This window comes from Serratia oryzae (assembly GCF_001976145.1).
Taxonomy (GTDB): Bacteria; Pseudomonadota; Gammaproteobacteria; order Enterobacterales; family Enterobacteriaceae; genus Chania; species Chania oryzae.
This window is the reverse complement of sequence record NZ_MOXD01000071.1, coordinates 1-448: the sequence shown is the minus strand read 5'-3', so window position 1 is coordinate 448 and position 448 is coordinate 1. Positions and strand designations below refer to the sequence as shown.

The 448-nt window shown below is 60.7% G+C and carries 1 pseudogene; it reads right to left on the bottom strand.

The features are described from left to right. Positions 1-448, bottom strand: a pseudogene (locus BMI79_RS23920) (autotransporter outer membrane beta-barrel domain-containing protein); the annotation flags it as partial.

Here is a 448-nt window from a genome sequence, read left to right as displayed (position 1 = left end):
GCCCATCGGCGCGCTCCCCCGGGATAACGCCGTAGAAGGTCAGTTCGCCACCGTTCAGCGCCAGATTGCCCACCTCTTCGGTGCTGGTCGTTCCGCCAGTCCCCACGGTGGTATGACTTCCCGCATTTAGCGCCAGCGTTGCCTGCGTTAACGCCGCGGTGTTGATACCGGACAGATCAAACAGAGTGTCCCGTAAATTCACGTTACCGGCAAAGCTGTTGCCTACCGCCGCGCCAAAGTTGAACGCCGCGTTTGTGGTATTGACGTTAACCTCACCCACCCCGAGCAGCGTATTGTTGAAGGTCAATGCCCCGCTGCTGGTCAGGTTCAGCGCACTGCTGCCATCCGCCACGTTCATCACCGTGGCATTGTTAAGCACCGTGCCGCTGTCGAGGGTCAGGCTGGTGCCACCGGTGAGATTCACCGTGCCGCTGAAGCCCTGGGCATG